The 21,142-nt window shown below is 59.6% G+C and carries 15 protein-coding genes; 8 read left to right on the top strand and 7 right to left on the bottom strand.

The features are described 5' to 3' along the window. Positions 1–13: 13 nt before the first annotated feature. From NCHU2750_RS22880 to NCHU2750_RS22870, 3 genes are read right to left on the bottom strand one after another with little or no spacing between them, the layout of a single operon-like run. On the bottom strand, positions 14–2,992 hold the full coding sequence (locus NCHU2750_RS22880; RefSeq protein WP_162939755.1) for a hypothetical protein: 2,979 nt from the start codon (positions 2,990–2,992) through the stop codon (positions 14–16). Further along, complete coding sequence (locus tag NCHU2750_RS22875; RefSeq protein ID WP_162939754.1) at positions 2,989–4,248, bottom strand: S1 family peptidase; 1,260 nt, start codon at positions 4,246–4,248, stop codon at positions 2,989–2,991. The genes NCHU2750_RS22880 and NCHU2750_RS22875 overlap by 4 nt, the downstream gene beginning before the upstream one ends. Positions 4,249–4,273: 25 nt before the next feature. Then, entirely contained in the window at positions 4,274–5,410 is a 1,137-nt protein-coding gene (locus NCHU2750_RS22870) for a hypothetical protein (RefSeq protein ID WP_119944054.1), read from the bottom strand. Between the two features lie 121 nt (positions 5,411–5,531). Between NCHU2750_RS22870 and NCHU2750_RS22865 the strand changes: the two genes are divergently transcribed. The 5 genes from NCHU2750_RS22865 to NCHU2750_RS22845 are packed head-to-tail and all read left to right on the top strand — an operon-like array spanning position 5,532 to position 11,481. After that, positions 5,532–7,085, top strand: a complete 1,554-nt coding sequence (locus tag NCHU2750_RS22865; RefSeq protein ID WP_119944053.1) for a hypothetical protein — start codon at positions 5,532–5,534, stop codon at positions 7,083–7,085. Then, positions 7,072–7,992, top strand: coding sequence for a hypothetical protein (locus tag NCHU2750_RS22860; RefSeq protein WP_119944052.1), 921 nt, complete (start codon positions 7,072–7,074; stop codon positions 7,990–7,992). The genes NCHU2750_RS22865 and NCHU2750_RS22860 overlap by 14 nt, the downstream gene beginning before the upstream one ends. A gap of 16 nt (positions 7,993–8,008) precedes the next feature. After that, on the top strand, positions 8,009–8,713 hold the full coding sequence (locus NCHU2750_RS22855; RefSeq protein ID WP_119944051.1) for a hypothetical protein: 705 nt from the start codon (positions 8,009–8,011) through the stop codon (positions 8,711–8,713). After that, positions 8,710–9,240 carry a hypothetical protein gene (locus NCHU2750_RS22850; RefSeq protein WP_119944050.1) on the top strand — a complete coding sequence of 177 codons (531 nt, stop codon included), beginning with the start codon at positions 8,710–8,712 and terminating at the stop codon, positions 9,238–9,240. Before NCHU2750_RS22855 ends, NCHU2750_RS22850 begins: the two co-directional genes overlap by 4 nt. 18 nt (positions 9,241–9,258) lie before the next feature. Further along, positions 9,259–11,481 carry a phosphotransferase gene (locus NCHU2750_RS22845; protein ID WP_119944049.1) on the top strand — a complete coding sequence of 741 codons (2,223 nt, stop codon included), beginning with the start codon at positions 9,259–9,261 and terminating at the stop codon, positions 11,479–11,481. A gap of 114 nt (positions 11,482–11,595) precedes the next feature. On the opposite strand, the gene NCHU2750_RS22840 is transcribed toward NCHU2750_RS22845, so the two are convergent. From NCHU2750_RS22840 to NCHU2750_RS22825, 4 genes are all read right to left on the bottom strand, one after another. After that, entirely contained in the window at positions 11,596–13,680 is a 2,085-nt protein-coding gene (locus tag NCHU2750_RS22840; RefSeq protein WP_119944048.1) for a carboxy terminal-processing peptidase, read from the bottom strand. Positions 13,681–14,073: 393 nt separating this feature from the next. Beyond that, entirely contained in the window at positions 14,074–14,886 is an 813-nt protein-coding gene (locus NCHU2750_RS22835; RefSeq protein WP_205583914.1) for an ATP-binding cassette domain-containing protein, read from the bottom strand. Beyond that, positions 14,862–15,941 (bottom strand): ABC transporter permease, encoded by a 1,080-nt coding sequence (locus NCHU2750_RS22830; RefSeq protein WP_119944047.1) that lies wholly within the window; start codon positions 15,939–15,941, stop codon positions 14,862–14,864. The genes NCHU2750_RS22835 and NCHU2750_RS22830 overlap by 25 nt, the downstream gene beginning before the upstream one ends. Before the next feature lie 105 nt (positions 15,942–16,046). After that, on the bottom strand, positions 16,047–17,072 hold the full coding sequence (locus NCHU2750_RS22825) for a sugar ABC transporter substrate-binding protein (RefSeq protein ID WP_119944046.1): 1,026 nt from the start codon (positions 17,070–17,072) through the stop codon (positions 16,047–16,049). Positions 17,073–17,287: 215 nt separating this feature from the next. Here NCHU2750_RS22825 and NCHU2750_RS22820 point away from each other — a divergent pair, with 215 nt between their 5' ends. From NCHU2750_RS22820 to NCHU2750_RS22810, 3 genes are all read left to right on the top strand, one after another. Then, complete coding sequence (locus tag NCHU2750_RS22820; protein ID WP_119944045.1) at positions 17,288–18,514, top strand: ROK family transcriptional regulator; 1,227 nt, start codon at positions 17,288–17,290, stop codon at positions 18,512–18,514. A gap of 302 nt (positions 18,515–18,816) precedes the next feature. Then, positions 18,817–20,478 carry a c-type cytochrome gene (locus NCHU2750_RS22815; protein WP_119944044.1) on the top strand — a complete coding sequence of 554 codons (1,662 nt, stop codon included), beginning with the start codon at positions 18,817–18,819 and terminating at the stop codon, positions 20,476–20,478. A 74-nt stretch (positions 20,479–20,552) separates the two neighbouring features. Continuing rightward, the gene (locus NCHU2750_RS22810) at positions 20,553–21,140 is read left to right on the top strand and encodes a TorD/DmsD family molecular chaperone (protein ID WP_205583913.1); all 588 of its coding nucleotides are present in this window, start codon (positions 20,553–20,555) and stop codon (positions 21,138–21,140) included. Positions 21,141–21,142: the final 2 nt, after the last annotated feature.

Here is a 21,142-nt window from a genome sequence, read left to right as displayed (position 1 = left end):
CATGCCCATTGGCTCAAGCCCCCTGTCTTCCGAGATGTCGCTTCAACTTGCCGATGGCGTCGGCCTTGGCGGCGTAAAACCGTGCGGCACTCTGATCTCCCAAGGCCAGCGCGTGATGTTCCAAGGCATCGCGAGTGACGGTCTGCAAAATGCCCAGCCCATCGATCAGGCCGGCAAGAGCCCCCCGCGGAACGCCACGGGTCAACTGCGCCAACGCGCCCGCCAGACATTCCGCATCCTCAGAACCGGCGGCCAGCGGGCTCACGTCGAACAACTGAAAACGCCAATGAAGAAGAACCGCAGACCAGAACAGCCCATAGAGCCGAACCATCGCCTCCTCCGATGGCAAGAGCTCGGAAAAATCGTGAATGTCCGCCAGAGAGACGGACAATTCCTCACAACCCGCGAGTGGCCGCGCACCACTATTGATGCACAGGGCGCGCAGCACCCGCGCTTCATGTTCGGATTTGTCGGTCAGCCGCCAGGTTTTTGCCCCTTGTGGAACGCCATCGAGCAGAACGTAGATGCAATCGCGCAGCCGATGCCCGGCATCCTCGATCGCCTGCCGGTTCAGGCTTCTGTCGAGCCAGAGCGCGGGCGAGCATGCAAAAAAGCGCGTGGCAAGCCTCTCCAGGACATAGCTCCCTTCGACATTCAATCCTTCATGGCCATCCCGTGTCCGACGATCGCCGCAGATGAGGACGGGCGCAGTGTAACGCCGCCCGCGCCGCATCTCTTCGTAAGCCAGTAACTCCCCATCCGACGGAGGCCAGCGAATATCGAAATTCAGTAGAAGCTCGGTGATGGTGACGGACATGGCGCCCCAGAATTCCGGCAGGTCACCATCTCCTCCGGCCAGCACCCGAAGCACCCGATGGGCCTGATCCAGCGGTCCGAAGGCGCCGCCGAGGACGTTTGCACGCGTGTCCAGATATTGCGAGATGATGGATCTGATCGCACGCAAGGCAGGGTCGTCGCGACGAACAAATCTACGGACGAGAGCATAAAGCTCACGTCGATCGACCTTGCCGGGCGGCTGCATATCCATCAGCAGCATCCCGAGGGAGAGCCCCGCCACGAAATTCCCAACCCAGTCCTCGTACCCGATTATAGCCGCTAGCAGCTTCGCCTCTTCATCCCCCGAATTGCGCCGGATGTGGTTTGTATCGGCGATCTGGCGGCAGGCATTGGAGAACAGGGTTATCGTCTTGGCCATCTGCCAGCCGGCGTCGCGCGCATAGCGGGCCATTCTCTCGGAATTGTCTGCCTGCATGATGTTGGCAATCACGCCGGCACTGTCGGCGTTGCTCATCCTGATATCCTGCGCCAGGACATCGATATTGGCAGCCTGCTGAAGCTTCGGAAGAAGCGGCCGGAACGTGTGCTCCGTCAGCCATTTGACCAGCAATTCGTCGTCGAAGCTCGCGGGCAGATGGATCTTTGCCAGCGCCAATATGTCGATAAGTGCCGCATGTTCCACGAGGCTCTGCAGATCGAGCACATGCATATTGGCCATCAGTCGGTGAGCAAGGCTTGCGGCCTGGATTGGTGCATTTTGCCCGATAAAGCTCGCCAACGGGAAATCGGCCCATTTTCCGGAGAGCCGTAAGTATCCGTCATTCACGACGATATCATACTCGCGGCACAGGCGGTCGAAATAGCGCTCGAAACAATCTGCCAATATCGGCATTGCCGGGGCCGGCTTGACCTTTGCATCCTCGGTGGCGGGCAGCTCCGGCAAGTCGGCCCTGTCTTGCGGCAGTATTTCGGAAGGCTTGAGCTGCGTCTGCATATCGACGCTTGCACGCACGATCTTCATGAAGTGATGACCGGGCAATGCCTTGCAGAAGGCAACGGTAAACAGAATGGCCTGGCGCAGCACGGCGGGACCGCAAGGGAAAAATTCTGTGGTCTCATTCTGCGCCAGGGGCAGCAGACCGAACGCTTCGGATACCAACCTGCCCCGCATCTGCCATATCGCCTCGATGTCATAGCTGTCATCAGCCAGCAGGCTTTCCAGGCGTGACTGGAACTCCATCGCCCCGGCTGTATCTTCGAGGCCAGTCGTCAGCTGTTGAAATCGGCCACGTTCTCTCCGGTCATCTTCGGAACCATGCCAGGCTGTTGCCGCTGACATCGTCAGCAAGAGCCGACCATCGATACGGCGAGGGCTGAATTCATGTCGATCGGTATGCAGCAGGACGGCAGGCAGCGCCCAAGGCAATGGCATAATGCGTGTATCAGCGTTGACCAACCGGCTGAGGGGATGAGCGCCGCCCGCCTCGAACCCGATGATCAGGCGCTTGGCGAGCCGACGCAACAGATGGGAGAGCGGATCGTCACCGCAGAGCGTCGCGCGTTCCCAGGCAAGCGTCCGCATGGCATCCGGCAATATGAACAGGATCGTTTCGCTCGTCGGATGACCCGCGTCGTGGTGGCGCAAAAGCGCCTCTGCCAGAAGACCTGGCGAATTACCTGCGGCAAGATCGCCCCGATAATTGATCACGGTAAGCTTGTCTTCGTCATATCCGCTCAACAGCTGGGTGAGCGCCAGAAGCGGCGCCATATCCAAGGAGCGAAGTGCAATGCCCACGATCGGTTGCGGTCTTTCATCCAGCCCCTCGCCGAGCACGCTGCCCGCGATATGCAGAAGATGGCGCATGAAGGTAAGCCCCTGCTCGGCGAGCGATGAGGCAATCTCCAACAGATCCAATCCCCGCCCGGCATCGACCCATTGAAAATCGTAGGCAGGCCTTCCTCCGTCTGGTGGCAACAGTCCAGCACGCCCGGATTTGAAGTTGTTGCCTGCGTCCTCCCCTTCCCTTGCTTCCGGCCTTTCTTCCCCACCAACCCTCGTAAAGGCACCCTCCGCCGATCTGGCCGGCCCCGCAGCGTTCCCCCGTTTCCCCCCTTCATCTGGATCGGACAGGCCAATGACAGCATTTGAAATGCTGCGTTCTCCCGCAGAGATGTGATCCTGATCATCGCTCATCCGATCGTCACTCCATCCCATAATCGAACGGACAGAGCGGGGCGCAACAACGCTCGCCTGCGACGGGACGTTGCTCTTAGAACGATGCTCTCACGCCGTGGCTTCAAATTCGAACCATCGAAGAAAGCCTTAGACAGCCCGCCGTCGTCGATCCACTCCAGGGCTGCTTCCGGCGCCATGGCAAAATTACCGACACGACGTAATTGCCAGGTCGCCAAAGGCATATTGGTGATGCGATCGTCGTTCTCGCTCTCCAGTTCTGGAGGGTTGCCCATTTCCCGGGTGACCGCAGCAAACCCGACCAGGTCGGGCGGCGAGATCGCAAGGCCTGTCCTCGTCGAGAGCAGCGCGCAGACCTTGCCAGTCTCATCTGCGCTGAAGTCCGCAAGACACGATCGACGGGCCTCCGTCAGCAACGCGGTTCGCCTCACGTCGAGCAATGCATCGACATTTCCCAGAGTCAGTGGCTGGGAGGCGATATAGCGAACCGCACGCAACCGGGATTCTCGCTCCGATCGATCCGTGTCACCGTCCGCCCCGGCACAGCGGACCCATCGTATTGTGTCATCCGCTGATCCTACCGGCGTGATGAAGTCGTGAGGAAGGCCGCAACTGCCCCCTTCCCAGTTCGACAAGGTCTGAACATCCCGCAGGAAGGCCGCGATTTCACAATCCCGAATGCCTCGAGCAAAATCGATAGTCTTGCCGCCGAGCGTCAGCATGCCGACAAGCCGATAGCCCTCGGCAGCCCTAAGGAATATCGGCCCGCCACTCATGCCGGGATCGGCGTCACCAGAGAAAGACGATACCCGGCTCCCGACGCTTTCGTTGGCGCTCGGAGAAAGCGGCTTTGAAATTATCCGAAAGGAGCCATCGTTTGCCCGACCAACACCAAGCCCCGTCAGCCCCGTCGCGCTATCAAGGATGACATCCGCCTCCGGCATCCTGATGTGAACGGCAACGGGCACCGGCAGGTCAAGACGCAGCAGTACCATGTCGAGAACGGCATGGACTTGCTCGACGGTCGCCTGACGCTCCATTCCGTCATAGAGCCGTACCGTGGCAGTCACGCCTCGGCTTTCGGCCTTCTGCTTCAGTGCAATATTCGCACCGCATTGCTGTTCATGCGTCGTCTCGCGATCGTAGGCGAACCTGAAGAAATCCATGTCGACGACATGGGCACACGTAAGGACATGACGATCCCCCAGCAGAATGCCGCTTCCATGCCCCAACTCCTTGCCGGCAGGGATGATCATGACAAGGCATTCATGGGGGCTGTGATCACAGATCATTCAGGCGCCTCGATACCTTTCGCAGCAGTTCCTCTGCCCGCGGCGGTGAAAACAATGTCTGGCCGTTAGCCAGCGCGTCGCGGATCGCGGTCAGCATCGCCTGCTGGCCATCCGCATTGGCAATGCCATCCAGCAAGAGGAGGAGCTCACGTCGGGACCGGCTGTCCTCCGGCGATACGCCAAAGCCGATCATCTCGTCGAAAGCGCGAAAACGCGCCCAGGCCGCGATCGCCTGGCTGAGATAGAGCCGGGCAAGTGCAGATACGGTTGCACCCGCGCCGAGACCGCGCGCGTCATCAGACCCCGCCAAGGCCTGCCAGGCAGCAATATCCGCCTGCCTCGCGGCAATCGCCTCAGTCAGATAGGCATCACCGGTGGGACGACCATGTTCGAGCCAGCGCTCGCAATCCGGTCGGAGCGCATCGGAAATCTCTCGGTGCCACCCGATCAATTCGTCATGGTTTGCGGCAGCAACAGCAAATCGCTGACGGCTTGCCGGCCGCGACTGACGATGAAGTTGCCAGAGCGGTTTTGGTGGGGTCTGGGTATCTGGCCAGAACGACATTTCTACCAATGGTAGAGGAAATGACGCGCAAGCGCCTGAACTCTCCTCGCGATAGGGATCGACAGCAGCCATACAGCTTGCGAGGAGATGCCTGCCCTCATCGCCACCGAGCGATACCGCCCCGACCGTCGGATTGAACCGGGCGAAATCTCCATTCCCATCCGGCTCAGCTTCAATTCGGGCGACGCCGGCGCGCTGAAAGGGCACGGTGAAAACCTGCTCATTTTCCAGCGGCATTTCCGCCGTGATCAGCATCAGGGGCCGATCTACGCCCGCCCGCGCATCCAGGCCCGCCATGGAAGCCGGGTCGAGCGTGATCTCCATGCGATGAAAGCTGCCCTGAAGGGGCGCGACATATCTATGGACGGCGAACCTGAGCCGCGCCTCGACTTCGCGCCCCATGATCAGCTCGCCACCCCCGTCGGCACGGCGGATTGCCGTCAGTGTCACCGCTGCGGTGGTCGAGACATCGCCGATCGGTCGTGCCGTCCGCCCAAGGGCAGGCGGCGGGTTGGATTGCTGCCTTAGAAACTGGCCGATCAGCCCGGAACCTTCCATCATGCACCATCCCCGAAAACAATTTTTGGTTGCATATCAATAAATATAAAAGCGCGTATTGATCAAGATGATTTTACATCTTATGGGTGCATTAATTCCAAATTTAGCAACCCTGGAATGCAGAATGAGAAAATTCTATCCAGTCACGGTCATGGCCGCGCTCGCCCTTGTCGCTCTCGGCGCTAGCCTCTTCGACTGGCATCGGCTGGGTGTGCTGTCTCCGCTTTTTTCCTCCGCCTTGGCCCTGTGGTCCACGCTCGGTGTTTTTGTCGGTTCGCTCCTGCTAGCCGGGCTGCTTGCCATTGCCGGGCACCGTAAGGAACGTCAGGAACAGGAGGTGGTCGCCTTCGTCGGCAAACGTATCCGCAATCACTTTCACAGCAGCGAAGTCCATTTCCGCACCATGTCGCCAGATCTCGCGGCATCGGGTCTTCTGGGCGACAACGATGTCGACGCCGCCCGACGCTTGGCGACGTCCACCGGGCGGATCATCGCCATACTGCACAACGACGCCCGCTTCTTCCGCTACGAGCCGGTGCATCTGGCGATACGGGCCGAAGAGATGGGCATTCGCGCCTTTTCCTACCGCATATCGGCGGTACAGACCCTGGCCATCCGTACCGGCATCCTCGGCACATTTGTCGGCCTCATCATGTCGCTCCAGCAGGTTCAGGAGGTCTTCGTGCTACGCAGCGCGCAGATGAGCGCAGGCGCCAATCCTCAGCATGCCATCGAATTCGAAGGCCTGATGGAGCGCATCAGCGGTCTGATGGGCGATGTCATCGAAGGGCTGGCCATCGCCTTCGGCACGTCCATCGCAGGGATTGTCGCAGCGATCCTGATCTCCCTCATCGCCTCCGTGGCGCGATGGCGCGAAGCAAAGCTGATTGGCCAGATCCAGCGTCTTGCGATCAGCGCCCAAAGGTTCTTCAGGGATACATCCGTCGTCAATGAGGAACTGGTCCGGACCGCCGAAGATCTGCGGGAAGCCCTGAAAGACAATCTGCGCGTCCTGTCGGAGACCCGCACTGACATACATGGGCATGTAGGGAGGCTGGAGACGACCGCCCGCACAATGGCAGAGGGCCTCTCGAAGCCCGCCCTGCTCTTTGCGCAACAGGCTTCGGATATCAAGGCCATGCTAGAACAAGGGCGAGAGGCAACGCTTCATGTTCGCACCGTTGCCGAAAGAATGCAGTTGATCGAGAGCATGACGTCCGAGCGACTGGAACGGCTGGTCGCGGACATGGATCGACATGCAACGGGCGGCATGCTGGCTCTGGAAAACACGCTCAAGATCAGCCGTGACAGCACGGCCGCGTCTCTGGCCGGCATGACGGCATCCCTTTCCGACGGGCTTTCCAGGGCGAGTGAAGCGCTGTCCGCCGGACTGAACGATACGCTACGAGACAGCCTCAGGCGCGGCATTGCAGAGGGCGTTTCAAACCACCTCTCCGGTTCCAGCGCCTTGGTCGCCCAGATGATCGCGCGAACGCAACGCGACAGCGAGAGGCAAGTTCGGCGCGCCTTTATCGTCTACGTCGTCGCTATTCTGGCGATCTCGGTCGGCCAGATCGCCCTGCAGCAATGGGGCAGTATTCAGAGGATCTCGGCGTCAGCCATCTCGCCAGCCGCGCCTGCCTCGGCCAGGGAGGCGCTGACAGATGGAAGACGTTAGCCTCTATGAGCCCATCGAGGATGCTTACGGGCCGGGATCGGACCTGATGATCTCGCTATTTGCGATCGCCATGCTGCTATTGGGTATCGTCGGCGTGGGCCAACAGATCGGACAGGCAGCGCCCAGTTCGACGTTGCCGACACCGGCTCAGAAGACAGGCCAGACGAAACTTCAAGACCTGGTTTCGCGGCAGGCATTCGACAAACAGGCAAGACTATTGGCAGCCGCCGCGGAAGAGACGGACCGTCTCAAGCGACAAAATAGCCTCCAGGCCGACGAGCTTAAGGAGAAGGAGCGGTTACTGACGGCAGCCGGCGAGGCTTTGTCCCTGGCCCAATCCAGACTTGAAATACTCAGTAGCCAAGCTTCGCCAGGATATCAGGATATTGGCCAATTTTTCATATCCGCGAAATCGCTGGCGCCTTTCTTTACCGACGCCAGCAAGCTGCGCCTGTCCCTTGATCGAGACATGCTCGCGCGGATGATTGCGAAGGCGAGACCTCTGCCGCCGGGTGCCAATGAAATTCTGATCGAGACATTCATGCCGCCGCAGATTCTTGCGCTGATACCCGCCGGCCTTGCGGATGAGGGAGCCATGAATGCGATCTACCTGCTGAGCGGCAGGCTCGCAGCAGCCTATCGGGAAGCCTTCGCCGCCGCCGGATTTCCGCTCGCCTGCATAAGGGTCAATCCCGGAAGCTTCGAAAACGCACCGGAACTGCGCCGCAGCATCATGATCGAAAGCGAGGATGCGATCCACGCCTTCTCGGAGATGGCGACCTATTATCGCGGCCTCTCGTCGGAAGAAATCAGCAAGGCCAAGGCGAGCATCGACATCCGCCTCGGCACGACAAGGGACGGGCTCTGCGACCCAGGCCGTCTGATGAAACGATTGCAAGACCTTTAGGAGCAAGGGGGCTTTCATGCATCTACACAGAATTTCCAAGGCAGCCATGGCGCTGCTGTTGAGCTTTGCCCTCGCCTCCTGCGAGACATCATCAGGCGCAATGGCAGACGGCAATCCATCGACGCGACCCAACGGCGCTGCATCAGAACGGTTGGCACATCAGACCGCCGATTACAGGCGGACCGTCACCGATGGCGCGACGGCGGGTGCCATGATCGGCGCGTTGGGGGCCGCCGCAGTGACGGCACTGAGCGGCGGCGATGGCAGGCAGGTCGCTCGCAACGCCCTGATCGGCGGGTTGGTCGGAACCTTGATCGGTGCCGGGGTCGGCCAGGGCGTGGCGGAAAAGAAGAAGAGCTACGTGCGCAAGGAAGATGATCTCAACCAGGTCATCCGCCAGGCGCGCGCCAACAATGCCAAGCTCTCAGGAATGGTTTCCACCGCGAACGCGCTTGTTGCTCGTAGACGCCAGCAAGCCTCCTCACTGAACAGGGCCAATGCGCGGGAAAAGGTTGCCCTGAAAGCTGCAATCTCTGACGACAGGCATACGATATCCGATGCGATCGGCGCCGCCGAAAAAGAGATTTCGCAGCTCAAGTCGCTCAACAGCCGGGTGTCCGGTGGCTCCGCGCTGAACCAGCAGATCAACGCGGCCGAGCACGGCAAGGCGCAACTTGTCGACAGCCGGGCGACCCTGATCGAGGTCGAGGAAAAACTATGATGCAGCGATGGTCATCATGGTGGAAAAACCCGTCGCTGCTTGGCTTGGGCCTGCTCGCCGGATGCTGCACCGGCGTCACCACCGATCCCCGCGAAGGCGGCCTGGCAGGCGGGATATGCGGGACCACGACGGGAGCTTATGACCAACGCGTTGCTTCGCTGACGGCCCGCGCCAACACGCTTGATACGGCCAATGCGCGACTGAGCGCGTCGCTGCGCGACAGTGATCGCCAGCTATCGAGGCTCGACCGCGAAATCGCGGCAAAACGCACGGAACTCGCTAAGGTTCGTGCCGATTTGCAGAGGCTGGCCGAACTTGCCGGGCAACGCCAACGCCTTCGTGCGGAGATCGCGGCATCGCTCGCCAAGGCATCCGACCGCGAGCGGCTCGTCATGGCAATCGAGAATGGCATCCGCACCGCCGAAAACGAGACAAGGCGCCAGGAGGCTGCCCGCGAACTGCAGGAAATTCCAGTCGGGGACCTCATCCAACAGGTGAAGAACATTCGGGCGTCGATCGAACAATAGCGACAGGAGGGCGGCGGAATGGCCGATCAGGACACTTATTTGAAAGATGTGCTTACCGAGGCGATTGCTGCCCTTCTGCAGGACACGGACGAGGATGGAAACACACCGCCGCTGGACCGGGACGAAGCACGGCGAGAGGCCGATCGGATCGCCAGGGACCTCATCCATTCGGTCGTTGGAAAAGGACTACCGGTCATAAAGCTCGATATCGAAGGCAAGCATTTATCCGGCGGCAACACTGCCGAGATGGTGGCGTTCTACAAGTTCCAGGCGCCCTTCGCCTTCAAGCTCGACCAGAAGACAAAGAAGCTCGCCGAAGAGGCGAAGGTCATGCAGGCCATAGGCAATAATCACAGGCTGGATGAGGATTACAGGAAAGCCTGGCCTGCCATCTATGCCGTCCATGACACGCCACCCTATGCCTATCTCATGGAATTTTTCCCGCCGGGCGATGGTTGGTCGTCGCTCGAGGACCGGTTGTTCCCCAAGCCTGGAAGGCCGGTGGGCGGTTTTCCCGACGAGATGATGCTGCATACGCTCGACATCATGTTCCGCGGTTTTTCGTCCAGCCAGGACAGGCGGACCATCCCGAGCATCCGCGCCGACTATCTCGGTCGCATAGTCGAGCGGTTGACAGAGACAGCCGAACAGGATGCACGCTTCATATCCCAGCCGCTGGAGATCAACGGCGAACATTACGCACCGTGGCAGCACTATATCGACCTCATCCAGCGGAAGGCCGATTATCTGGATCGGATCTCTGCCCCCTTTTCCACGATTGTCCACGGCGACCCCAATCCAGGCAACATCCTTCTTCGCAAGAACGAGGGCAAGCTGGAACTGAAATTCATCGATCCGAAGGAATGGCTGACCGGCGACTATCTTTTCGACATCGCCAAACTCACGCATTTCATCGAGAATACCGGGCCAATGGAAAAGCCCCATGATGGGCAGCCATTCAAGGCCCAATACCGCTCGATCGATGGCGAAGGCGCCACCCTCACCTACCGCATCGACAGCGCTACCTGGACCCCTGGCGTTGTGGCTCTGTGCCTCGACAGGGCCGCAGAATTTGCCGGGGCGCATGGCGACCATCTCTGGCAGGCGCGATATGAACTCGGCATGGCGGCCAATCTGCTTGGTCTGCCGCGCGACCGGCTGAAGAAATCGCCCCCGCGCGAAGATGTGGCGCTCGGCCTTTATGGAGAGGGTTTGAAATGGCTCGCACGTTTCTGTGCGCGGCTCGAAGAAGGCTTCGCAATCAGCAGCCCACCCGTAGCGGCCGCGGGACCGAACGAGGTCGAGCCGGAAACGCTGCGCCGTTTCAGAGATATGGTGCGGGCAAAACTCCCCGATGTGGCCGAAACGCTGGATCGACGCGGCTTCCAGTTGCTACATTGGCCACCAGATCGGCCAAACGCTCAAAACAAGCCCGTCGAACTCTCTCTCGAGCATGAAGGGCGGCTGCGTCCTTTGGCGGAAAAATCGGTCCAGCAACTGCGTGATGCACTCCATCGCTCCAGCGGCGGCACGGCGGCGGATGGACTGCTTGCATCCGACAGCCGTTTTGCGGGCCTTGGCGTCTCACGCTTCGATCGCGCTCCCGGCCCGCAAAGTGTGGATCTTTACTATGATGACACCACGGCCGCATTGGGCAATGGACTGATCGCGGCAGGGTTCACGCTTCGCCAAAGGCTGATGTCGAGCAAATTCATGACTTGGGGCACGTGTTCCGATTCTTCGATGCGCCCCCTCAATCTCGAATTGCCTTCAGTTCGGTACGGTGCAAGCGCCGTGATTGCTAGGCTTGAATTCAACTGGATCGACAATCTGGAGACCGGGATCGATGAATTCCTGAATTCAGCAGAGATTGCCGGTGAGGATGCAGGAAACCCGCTCTTACTGGCGTCGATGACCGGCCTGTTTCCCAAGACGAGATTTGAGCCAGTCATCTCGCACACCGTGCTGCGCGAGAAATTCGCACTGAGCGACCTATCTTCGACGCAGGGCGAACAGGAGCAATTCTATATCAATATCGATAGTATAACGGCTCAGTCCCTCAGGACCGGCCAAGTCGCACACCACACCGAGATCGATATCGCCCCCTGTCGGGTGGTCGACGAGGCGAGGCTGTCATCGCTTATCAGACTGACCGAAGAGCTTTCTCGGCTTTACGGCTTGGTTCCGGCAAGATCGACCAAGGCCTGGGCTGACGCTGCACAGCTTTCCCGGCCCGTATAATCGTTGATGCGCGGACGCCGGTTACACAGATGGTCGCGCCTCGCGTAAAGTCATCAACAGCCAATGAGAGACGGGGGCGTACCTGATCGGCACGCCCCCGCTCCTGATGCCAACTTATTGCTTGGTTTGCAGCAGGTCCGCTTGGTCAGCAACAATGGCGGCAGCCTCGTTACGCAGCACATCCGTCTCGTTCTTGCGCGCCCTTTCGATCGCAAGATCGGCGGTCAGGCTGCGTTCGTTGGCCTGCAGGCCGTCGTCGGCATTCTGTTCAAGACCGTCGTTGAGCTGATCGCGCGCCTTCAAACGCTTCTGCTGCGCCTCCATCTCGGCGCGGCGGTCGGCCTCATTGAGAGAAATGACCTTCTTGTCGCGCTGGGCTTTCAAATTGGCAACATCGTCTGCAAAGCGCTTGAAATCACTATCCTTTGCCACACGCGCGTCATGAAGGCTTTGCAATTGCGGCAGCAATGCCTTGACGTTACCGGCAGCCTTGTAGGTGGCGGGCTTTATCTCGGTCCACGGCAAAGCATTGTCATAGCTGGATTCGCCGAGCGTCTTCGGGTCGGAGATGCCGGGTAGACTGATGTCCGGTGTTACGCCGCGCAACTGGGTTGTTCCACCGTTTACGCGGAAGAACTGGGCAATCGTCAGTTTCAGAGTGCCATATTGCGCCTGACTGTTGTGAACAGCCTTGTCGAGATCGACCACGGTTTGAACCGTGCCCTTGCCGAAGCTCGGTTCGCCAATGATCACACCCCGTCCATAATCCTGGATCGCCGCAGCGAAAATTTCGGACGCGGAGGCCGAGCCGCGATTGATCAGCACGCCGACCGGTCCCTTCCACGCAGGTGTGGAAAGATCGTCACTCTCGACCTCGATCTTGCCCTGGCTGTCACGTTGCTGAACGACAGGGCCCTTGCCGACGAACAGGCCGGTCAGATCGATCGCTTCGGAAAGCGAGCCGCCGCCATTGTCGCGCAGATCCATCAGCACGCCATCGACGCCCTCGCTCTTCATTTCGTCGAGAAGCTTGGCGACGTCGCGGCTTGCGCTCTTGTAATTGCGATCGCCCTTGCGCCTTGCCTCGAAGTCCTCATAGAAGGCCGGCAGCGTGATGACACCGATCTTGCGCGTTGCGTCGCCGTCCTTCACCGTCAGAATGGTCTTGCGCGCCGCCTGCTTCTCGAGGCTGATCTTGTCGCGCACCAGGTTGACGATGTGATGGCTGCCATTCGCCACCGCATCGGCAGGGAGAATATCCAGCCGCACAACCGTGTTCTTGGCACCACGGATCATCTGCACCACTTCGTCCAGGCGGGTGCCGACGACTTCCTTGATCGGACCATCCTCGCCCTGACCGACGCCGATGATGCGATCACCCACGACGAGCTTATTGGACAATTGTGCCGGTCCGCCCGGCACGAGTTCGCGGATAGTCGTATAGTCGTCGCGCTCCTGCAGCACGGCGCCGATGCCAACCAGTGACAGCGACATCGAGATATCGAATTCGGCGGAAGCAGCCGCACCGAAATAATCCGTGTGCGGATCGACCGACGTCGTATAGGCCTCCATAAAGGACTGGAAAACGTCGTCGCTCTTGTACTTGTAGGCGCGGTCGAGCGAATTTTCATAACGCTTGCCAAGCGTGGTACGAATGGCATCGTCGGATTGGCCGGCAAGCTTCAGGCGCAGCCAATCGTCCTTGACCCGCTTGCGCCAAAGATCGTCGCTCGCAGCCTGCGACTGTGGCCATGGCGCATTGTCACGCTGCAGGGCGAAATCTTCCTTGACGCTGAAATCGAAGCCCTTCTGCAGCAGGCTTTTGGCGTAATTCATCCGGTCAACGACACGCTGTTCGTAGACATTGAAGACATGAAACGGGATCTTCAGGTCCTCGCCGCGAATGGCGTCGTCGATTTTCTTGCTGTCAGCCGTGAACGAGTCGATGTCCGACTGCAGGAACAGCATGCGATCGGGATCCAGCGACTTGATAAACTGGTTGAAGACCGTGACGGACAGGCTGTCGTCGAGCGGCACAGGCCTGTAGGCATAGCGATCGAGAAATTCGGAGCTCAGGTGGGCAGCCTTGCCCTGTTGCTCCAATGGCGCCAAAACCGGCGGATCGCCGCTCTCCAAGGCATAGGCCGAAGGAGCGATGGCGAGAAATATCCAGAGGGCGGCACCATGTCTTATGCGCATTCAGCTCAGATCCAGTTTTCGATATCGAACGTTACACTGAGTGCTGTTGGTGGAGCAATTATGTCAGTTTGGCAACTAATGAATGCCCACCGTCTATCACTTGCCGCATGGCCGGCAAAAACGCCAACATCATACGACCATCAAAGGCATGGCCTGAAAGACGGGCTGAAAGCCCTTTGCACCAAGTTTCTTGCCGTTTTCCGCCCGGACCCTAAGACTACCGCTTGAAAATCGCCCTTTGGGGCGAACGGCCATCACTTCACAATTTTTTGTGTTTGAAACCCGCTCCCTGTTGAACGCGACATGCCCTGGAGACCTGCCCCAGAAATAGATGGCCGCGAGAGGCAGGACTGCGCTGCCCACTCCACATCTCGACACCTTGATTATCATCTATCAGGCAGCAAGTGCCTCCGGCACCTTGGCGCCGGTCATGAATGCCACCGCATCCGACATCGTATAGTCCTTTGGGTTTATGACCGTCAGGCGCTTGCCGAGCCGGTGAATGTGGATCCGGTCGGCGATCTCGAAGACATGCGGCATGTTGTGCGAGATCAGCACGATCGGAATACCCCGCGAGCGGACATCAAGGATCAGTTCCAGCACGCGGCGGCTTTCCTTGACACCGAGAGCGGCTGTCGGTTCATCGAGAATGATGACCTTGGAGCCGAAGGCTGCCGCCCGTGCCACCGCCACGCCCTGACGCTGGCCGCCGGACAGCGTTTCGACCGCCTGGTTGATGTTCTGGATCGTCATCAAGCCGAGTTCGGAGAGCTTTTCACGCGCAATCCTTTCCATCGCGGCGTGATCGAGCTTGCGCAACACCTTGCCCATGAAACCCGGCTTGCGGATCTCGCGCCCCAGGAACATGTTGTCGGCGATGGAAAGCGCCGGCGACAGGGCAAGGTTCTGGTAGACGGTCTCGATGCCCGCCTTGCGGGCTTCGATCGGCGAGGCGAACTGCACGAGTTCGCCATCCATGCGGATCTCCCCTTCGTCGGGACGGATAGCGCCGGAAATCGCCTTGATCAGCGAGGACTTTCCAGCGCCGTTATCACCGATAACAGCCAGGATCTCACCCGGATAGAGGTCGAAATCGGCATTGTCGATGGCGGTGACGCGACCATAGCGCTTGATCAGGCCGCGGCCGGTCAGGATGGGAGTTCTGGTCTGAAGCTCGGTCATCAGCGTGAAGCCTTTCTGATCCATTGGTCGGCTGCGACGGCGACGATGATGAGTACGCCGATCAGGAGATAGGTCCATTGCACATCGGTGCCGAGCAGGCGCAGGCCGAGCGAGAAGACGCCGACGATCAAGGCGCCGAACATCATGCCGAGGATCGAGCCGCGGCCGCCGAAGAGCGAGATGCCCCCGATAACCACCGCGGTGATCGACTCGATGTTGGCAAACTGCCCCGCGGTCGGAGAAACAGAGCCTATGCGGCCGATGAGTGCCCATCCGGCGAGCGCGCAGATGATGCCGGAAAGAACATAGACGGAGATCAGCATGCGCTGGACGTTGACGCCGGAGAGGTCGGCCGCCTCAGGATCGTCGCCCACGGCATAGAGATGGCGACCCCAGGCCGTGTGATTGAGGACATACCAGAGAACTGCGACGAGCAGGATCATGGCGATGACACCATAGGTGAATACCGCGCCGCCCAACCGGAACGTCTCGCCGAAGAATTGCAGGATCGGCGCAGTGGTCTCGATCTCCTGGGAACGGATCGTTTCGTTCGCCGAGTAGAGAAAGTTGCTGGCCAGCACGATCTGCCACATGCCGAGCGTGACGATGAATGGCGGCAGCTTGACCCTGGCGATCAGCACGCCATTGATGAAGCCGCAAAGCGCGCCGGTGGCAAAACCGCAGAGAATGGAAAGTTCTGGCGGCAAGCCGTAGCGGAAGGTGAACTGGCCCATGACCACCGAGGACAGGACCATGATGGCGCCGACAGACAGATCGATGCCGGCCGTCATGATGACCAGCGATTGGGCCGCGCCAACAATGCCGGTGATCGCCACCTGCTGCAGGATCAGCGTCAGGGAGAAGGCGGAGAAGAACTTGCCGCCGAGTGTCAGCCCGAACACGACGAGCGAGACGAGCAGCACGATCAGCGACACCGCTGACGGATTGGAATGCAGGAAGTGGCGGAACTTGTGCAGCACCGAAGGCTTTTCCGTCTCAAAGGATGCAACGTCCTTCGAACTGTCCTTCAGTACTTTCTCGTAGTCATGATGCGGTGCGGTTGCCACTGGCTCGCTCATGGTATCCTCCTCCCGCGTTTTCTTGTGTTCCCCGGCAACAGGCGAGGCGCTGTCCTGACAGCCGGCGGATTCTCTCCGCCGGCCATCGGCTAAGAAATCAGCTGGTCAGCCCCAGCACTTCTTCAGGCCTTCCTTTGTGTCGATCGACTTGATCGAGGGGACGGGCTTGTCGGTCACCAGCGTCACACCGGTATCGAAGAAATTCTTGCCTTCAGTCGGCTTCGGCTTTTCGCCGGTATCGGCGAATTTCTTGATCGCCTCGATACCGAGCGACGCCATCTGCAGAGGATATTGCTGGGACGTGGCACCGATCGCGCCTTCCGCAACGTTCTTGACACCGGGGCAACCGCCGTCGACCGATACGATCAGGACATCCTTTTCGCGTCCGACCGACTTCAGGGCCTCGTAGGCGCCAGCTGCCGCCGGTTCGTTGATCGTGTGAACGACATTGATGGTGGGATCCTTCTGCAGAAGGTTCTCCATCGCCGTGCGGCCACCCTCTTCGTTGCCGTTGGTCACGTCATGGCCGACGATGCGCGGATCGTTTTCGTCACCGATCCGGTTCGGATCCTTCGGATCGATGCCGAAGCCCATCATGAAACCCTGGTCACGAAGGATATCGACGGAAGGCTGCGATGGTGTGAGATCGAGGAAGGCGACCTTTGCATCCTTGGCCTTGTCGCCGAGCGTATCCTTCGCCCATTGGCCGATAAGCTTGCCGGCGAGAAGATTGTCGGTAGCAAAGGTCATGTCGGCGGCATCGATCGGCTCAAGCGGCGTATCGAGCGCGATAACCAGCATGCCGGCGTCGCGAGCCTTCTTCAGGTTCGGCACGATGCCCTTGGTGTCGGAGGCGGTGATCAGGATGCCCTTGGCGCCATCGGCGATACAGGTCTCGATCGCAGCCACTTGGCTTTCGGAATCGCCATCGATCTTGCCGGCATAGGATTTCAGAGTAACGCCGAGTTCCTTTGCCTTGGCGGTGGCGCCTTCCTTCATCTTGACGAAAAAGGGATTGGTATCGGTCTTGGTGATCAGGCATGCCGATACGTCGGCAGCCTGGGCCGGAGCCGAAAATACGACGCCAAGCGCCAACGCCCCGAATGACAGGGACAATACAAATTTCCTCATGATCTCCTCCCAGAGACGAAGTCCGCGACCTGCGGACGGATCAAGCGATACAAACCGGATTGAGCCAGGCGCCTCCTCCAGGCAGTCCTGCATCCTCGCAAGTTGCATAATCGCAAAACAAAACCGCCTGTCAATAATTAATTCCTATTGAATTATTTATTCTCTCTTGTCATGCTGTCTCCGGCGTGAGAGAGCGAAGGCAAGGGAGGTGCTGGATGTCGATCACCGATGGCCCGCTTTCCGGGCCCGTTTCTTCCACAAGTTTTTCCGGCGGCTCCAATCAGACCAGGGTGCGCGCCTATAATGAGCGGCTTGTCCTGTCACTGGTACGGCTGCATGGCGCCCTGTCGAAGGCCGACATCACCCGGCTCAGCGGCTTGTCGGCACAGACGGCATCGGTCATCATGCGGGCGCTTGAAAAGGACGGACTGCTCCTGAGAGGCGAACCCCTGCGCGGCAGGGTCGGACAGCCGTCCATTCCCATGCGGCTCAATCCCGACGCCGTCCTCTCCTTCGGCGTCAAGATCGGCCGACGCAGCGCCGACCTTGTACTGATGGATTTCATCGGCGGGGTCCGCCAGCAATATCACGAGACCTACGCCTATCCACAGCCGCGGGAAATCCTGCGCATCATCACCTCGGGCGTGGAAAAGATCGAAGCCAGGCTCAATGATGACCAGCGCAGCCGGATTGCGGGCATCGGCATAGCGGCGCCATTCGAATTGTGGAACTGGGCCGATGAAATCGGGGCCCCGACCGGCGCGATGGAAGCCTGGCGTGGCTTCGACCTGCAAGCCGAAATCACCGCCAGAATGTCTTACGCAGTCTACCTGCAGAACGACGCGACGAGCGCCTGCGGGGCGGAACTGGTGTTCGGCGTAGGCCCAACCTATCCGGATTTCATCTATCTCTTCATCGGCTCGTTCATCGGCGGCGGCATCGTTCTGAATTCCAGCATCTTTTCCGGCCGAACCGGCACCGCAGGTGCCGTCGGCCCCCTGCCCGTGCGGGGGAAAAACGGCGAGAACCGCCAATTGCTCGATATCGCTTCGATCTTCGTGCTGGAAAACATGCTGCGCGAGCGCGGCATCGATCCGCAGCCTTTGTGGTATTCCGCCGACGACTGGATCGATTTCGGCGAACCACTGGAGCAGTGGATACAGATGACGGCCGCCGCCCTTGCCCAGGCAATCATCGCCGCAGCATCCATCATCGATTTCGGTGCTGCCGTCATCGACGGCGGCTTTCCAGGCTGGGTGAGAAGGCGGATCGTCGTCGCGACGCGGGAAGCGGTTGCTCGGCTCGATCTGCGCGGTGTGATCATCCCTGACATCATCGAGGGAATGGTCGGCTCACAGGCCAGGGCGATCGGCGGCGCCAGCCTGCCGATCTTCGCCCGCTATCTCACCGACCATTCCGTGCTGTTCAAGGAACTCGGCTAGAGCCAGTTTGAGACGCAGCGCATCGCTACAGCAGGACGGCTTACGCCGTAGTGCTGTAGCATCTGCGTCGAGCAGCGCGACCATGTCTTCCACGTCAAGCCTGCTCAGTTGCGCCCTTCAACAAATCGTGCGCAACCACCCCTCGTTTTGAGGGGTAATCGCCCGCCAGCGTTGATGCAGATCAAGACAACGGCGGCCACAGCGGCTGTAATTATCCCGTCGCTTCGCTTTATCTTCCGGCCGATTGCGACCGCCTTGCTGTTCCAGATCATACTGAATTTGCGATAAAAGTGAGAATTTCCATGCCTTTTATTTCGTCGCGGACACGCAGCAAATTGCTCGCAGGCATTGGTGGACTTGCGATCCTGGGTGTGGCGGGTTTTCTCGTCGTAACATCGCCCTGGACCTGGTCATTGATCCATCCAAGCCGCGACGTCGCCGATGCCGGGCCCGCCAATCTTGAGAATGGCCGAGAGATCTTCCTGGCAGGAGACTGTTCCACCTGCCATGCGACGCCGGGCAAGGGAGATCCCCTCAACCTTGGCGGTGGGCGGGTTCTAGACACGGCATTCGGCAAATTTCACATGCCGAACATCTCGCCTGATCCGGTCGATGGCATAGGCAACTGGTCTCTTGCCGAATTCACCCGCGCCGTGCGCGAGGGTGTAGGTCCGGCAGGACTTCTTCCCGATGGAGAGAACCTCTATCCGGCCTTCCCCTATACGTCCTACCAGCGACTGTCTGCCAACGATGTGCGCGACATGTTCGCCTATATCAAGTCGCTCCAGCCGGTCTCGTCCAAGGTCCCTGCCCACGAGCTCAAGTTCCCCTATAATCTGCGGCGCGGTATCGGCGTCTGGCGTCTGGCATTCCTGGACGGGGAGCCGGTGGCCGACAGCTCACCGAAAATCAATCTGGCCTCAGCCTCCGCCGATACGGATGCAAGTGTCGCCGTGTTGCAGCGTGGACAGTATCTGGTGGAAGGCCCTGGGCACTGCGCGGAATGCCATTCGGCGAGAACGTTCATGGGCAACGTGCCCGAAAAGGCACGCTATGGCGGCGGCGCTACGCCCGATGGCAAGGGGCATTTCCCCAACATATCGCCAGATGAAACAGGCATCGGTTTCTGGTCTGCCAACTCGATCGCAGACTATCTGAAGAGCGGCGTCAGCCCGATCGGAAAGATCGCGGGTGGAGACATGGCCGAGGTCATCGAAAATACCTCAAAGCTCAGCAATGAGGACAGGCATGCGATGGCGGCTTACCTGAAGTCGCTGCCTCCCGTCCATAATCTCGCCCCTGGAATGCCGGAACCCAACTATACCGACAAGGTGGTCATGCTCGCCAAGGCTACCGCCACTGTCGTGTCCCTGCCGACATCCCAGACGTCGGCCCTCGCTTCCACCGACGACGCATTCGTCGTCACAACCAAACCGTTTTATCTCAACGAGCAGGATGTCGGCAGCAAGGCCGATCCGGCCGGAAAATTTCTGGGTGCAGCAAAGCTGCAGATTCTCAAGCGTGACGGCGACAAACTGCAGGTCCGCCTCGCAGGATGGCAATTGCAAGGCGCTGAATCGGTATTCTATCAGGCTCAGGGCCAACGCATCATGCAGGCCGTATTGGGCGATAATGCCATCGCCACCGTAAAAAGCACCGCCACGCAGAAGGACGCCGATACCGGCCAGGTCTGGCATGCCGTCAACATCGACGGCTGGATCGACGCCCAGAACCTGAACACCCAGTTGCCGGAATTGTGGCAATACAGCTCCACGCTGTTCGGAAACACGTGTTCTGTCTGCCATGTGCTGCCGGAATCCAACCACTTCCTGGCCAACCAGTGGGTGGGCACTTTGAAGGCGATGAAGCGGTTCACCTCATTGTCCGACGATCAGTACCGGCTGTTGCTTGCCTATCTCCAGAACCACTCGAAGGATGTTCACATGGAGCAGGCCCAGAAATGAAGCCCCTAGCCACTCAAACAACATCGGCCCCGAGCCATGAGGGAACCAGTGCTTGGGGTTCCGTCGCCGACTGGTTGGCAAAGATCTTCCTGGCGCCGCCGGATCAGACCTTTGTCGAAAACCTCCGCAGGGAGGAGACGGTGATCCTTTTCACGGAACTCGGTGAGATATTCGAGTGCAACGATGCAACCGGTGCAATGCTCGGTCTCGTCAACGCAGGCGGACCATCCGAAATAAAGCGTATTCTGGAACGCTGCTATACCGACCTTTTCGAAGGAATAACCGGCCCGAGAACAGTGCTGCTATATGAGAGCGCCTATTACGGTGATGGCCATCGGCTTTTCCAGGAGCCGCTGTCTGAGATGAATGCCACATTGCAGAGGCTTGACATTGCGGTCGATGCCGCCTGCGCCGAGCCCGCTGACCACCTGGCCATAGAACTGGCCGCATTGGCCTATGCTTTGAAGTGTGGGGACATGCAAGAGGCCGCCGGTCTTGTTGGCAGGCTGCGGACATGGACGCTTGTGCTGTCAAGTCGACTCCAGGCCAGTGACCAAGTCGGCTTTTACGCGGCAGCAACAAAGCTGCTGGTCGCATATCTCTCCGCCATCTCCGAGACGATCGCCATGGCGACGCGTGCTCAAACTACGGTCACCCACTAGGA

Origin of the sequence: Neorhizobium sp. NCHU2750 (genome assembly GCF_003597675.1) — a bacterium.
GTDB lineage: Bacteria > Pseudomonadota > Alphaproteobacteria > Rhizobiales > Rhizobiaceae > Neorhizobium.
Note: the sequence above shows the minus strand (reverse complement) of the source record. Positions and strands in the feature narration are given on the sequence as shown.

Coding starts and splice junctions, on each gene's coding strand:
- NCHU2750_RS22880 (WP_162939755.1), bottom strand. CDS start 2,992: ATGAGCGATGATCAGGATCACATCTCTGCGGGAGAACGCAGCATTTCA.
- NCHU2750_RS22875 (WP_162939754.1), bottom strand. CDS start 4,248: ATGATCATCCCTGCCGGCAAGGAGTTGGGGCATGGAAGCGGCATTCTG.
- NCHU2750_RS22870 (WP_119944054.1), bottom strand. CDS start 5,410: ATGATGGAAGGTTCCGGGCTGATCGGCCAGTTTCTAAGGCAGCAATCC.
- NCHU2750_RS22865 (WP_119944053.1), top strand. CDS start 5,532: ATGAGAAAATTCTATCCAGTCACGGTCATGGCCGCGCTCGCCCTTGTC.
- NCHU2750_RS22860 (WP_119944052.1), top strand. CDS start 7,072: ATGGAAGACGTTAGCCTCTATGAGCCCATCGAGGATGCTTACGGGCCG.
- NCHU2750_RS22855 (WP_119944051.1), top strand. CDS start 8,009: ATGCATCTACACAGAATTTCCAAGGCAGCCATGGCGCTGCTGTTGAGC.
- NCHU2750_RS22850 (WP_119944050.1), top strand. CDS start 8,710: ATGATGCAGCGATGGTCATCATGGTGGAAAAACCCGTCGCTGCTTGGC.
- NCHU2750_RS22845 (WP_119944049.1), top strand. CDS start 9,259: ATGGCCGATCAGGACACTTATTTGAAAGATGTGCTTACCGAGGCGATT.
- NCHU2750_RS22840 (WP_119944048.1), bottom strand. CDS start 13,680: ATGCGCATAAGACATGGTGCCGCCCTCTGGATATTTCTCGCCATCGCT.
- NCHU2750_RS22835 (WP_205583914.1), bottom strand. CDS start 14,886: ATGGATCAGAAAGGCTTCACGCTGATGACCGAGCTTCAGACCAGAACT.
- NCHU2750_RS22830 (WP_119944047.1), bottom strand. CDS start 15,941: ATGAGCGAGCCAGTGGCAACCGCACCGCATCATGACTACGAGAAAGTA.
- NCHU2750_RS22825 (WP_119944046.1), bottom strand. CDS start 17,072: ATGAGGAAATTTGTATTGTCCCTGTCATTCGGGGCGTTGGCGCTTGGC.
- NCHU2750_RS22820 (WP_119944045.1), top strand. CDS start 17,288: ATGTCGATCACCGATGGCCCGCTTTCCGGGCCCGTTTCTTCCACAAGT.
- NCHU2750_RS22815 (WP_119944044.1), top strand. CDS start 18,817: ATGCCTTTTATTTCGTCGCGGACACGCAGCAAATTGCTCGCAGGCATT.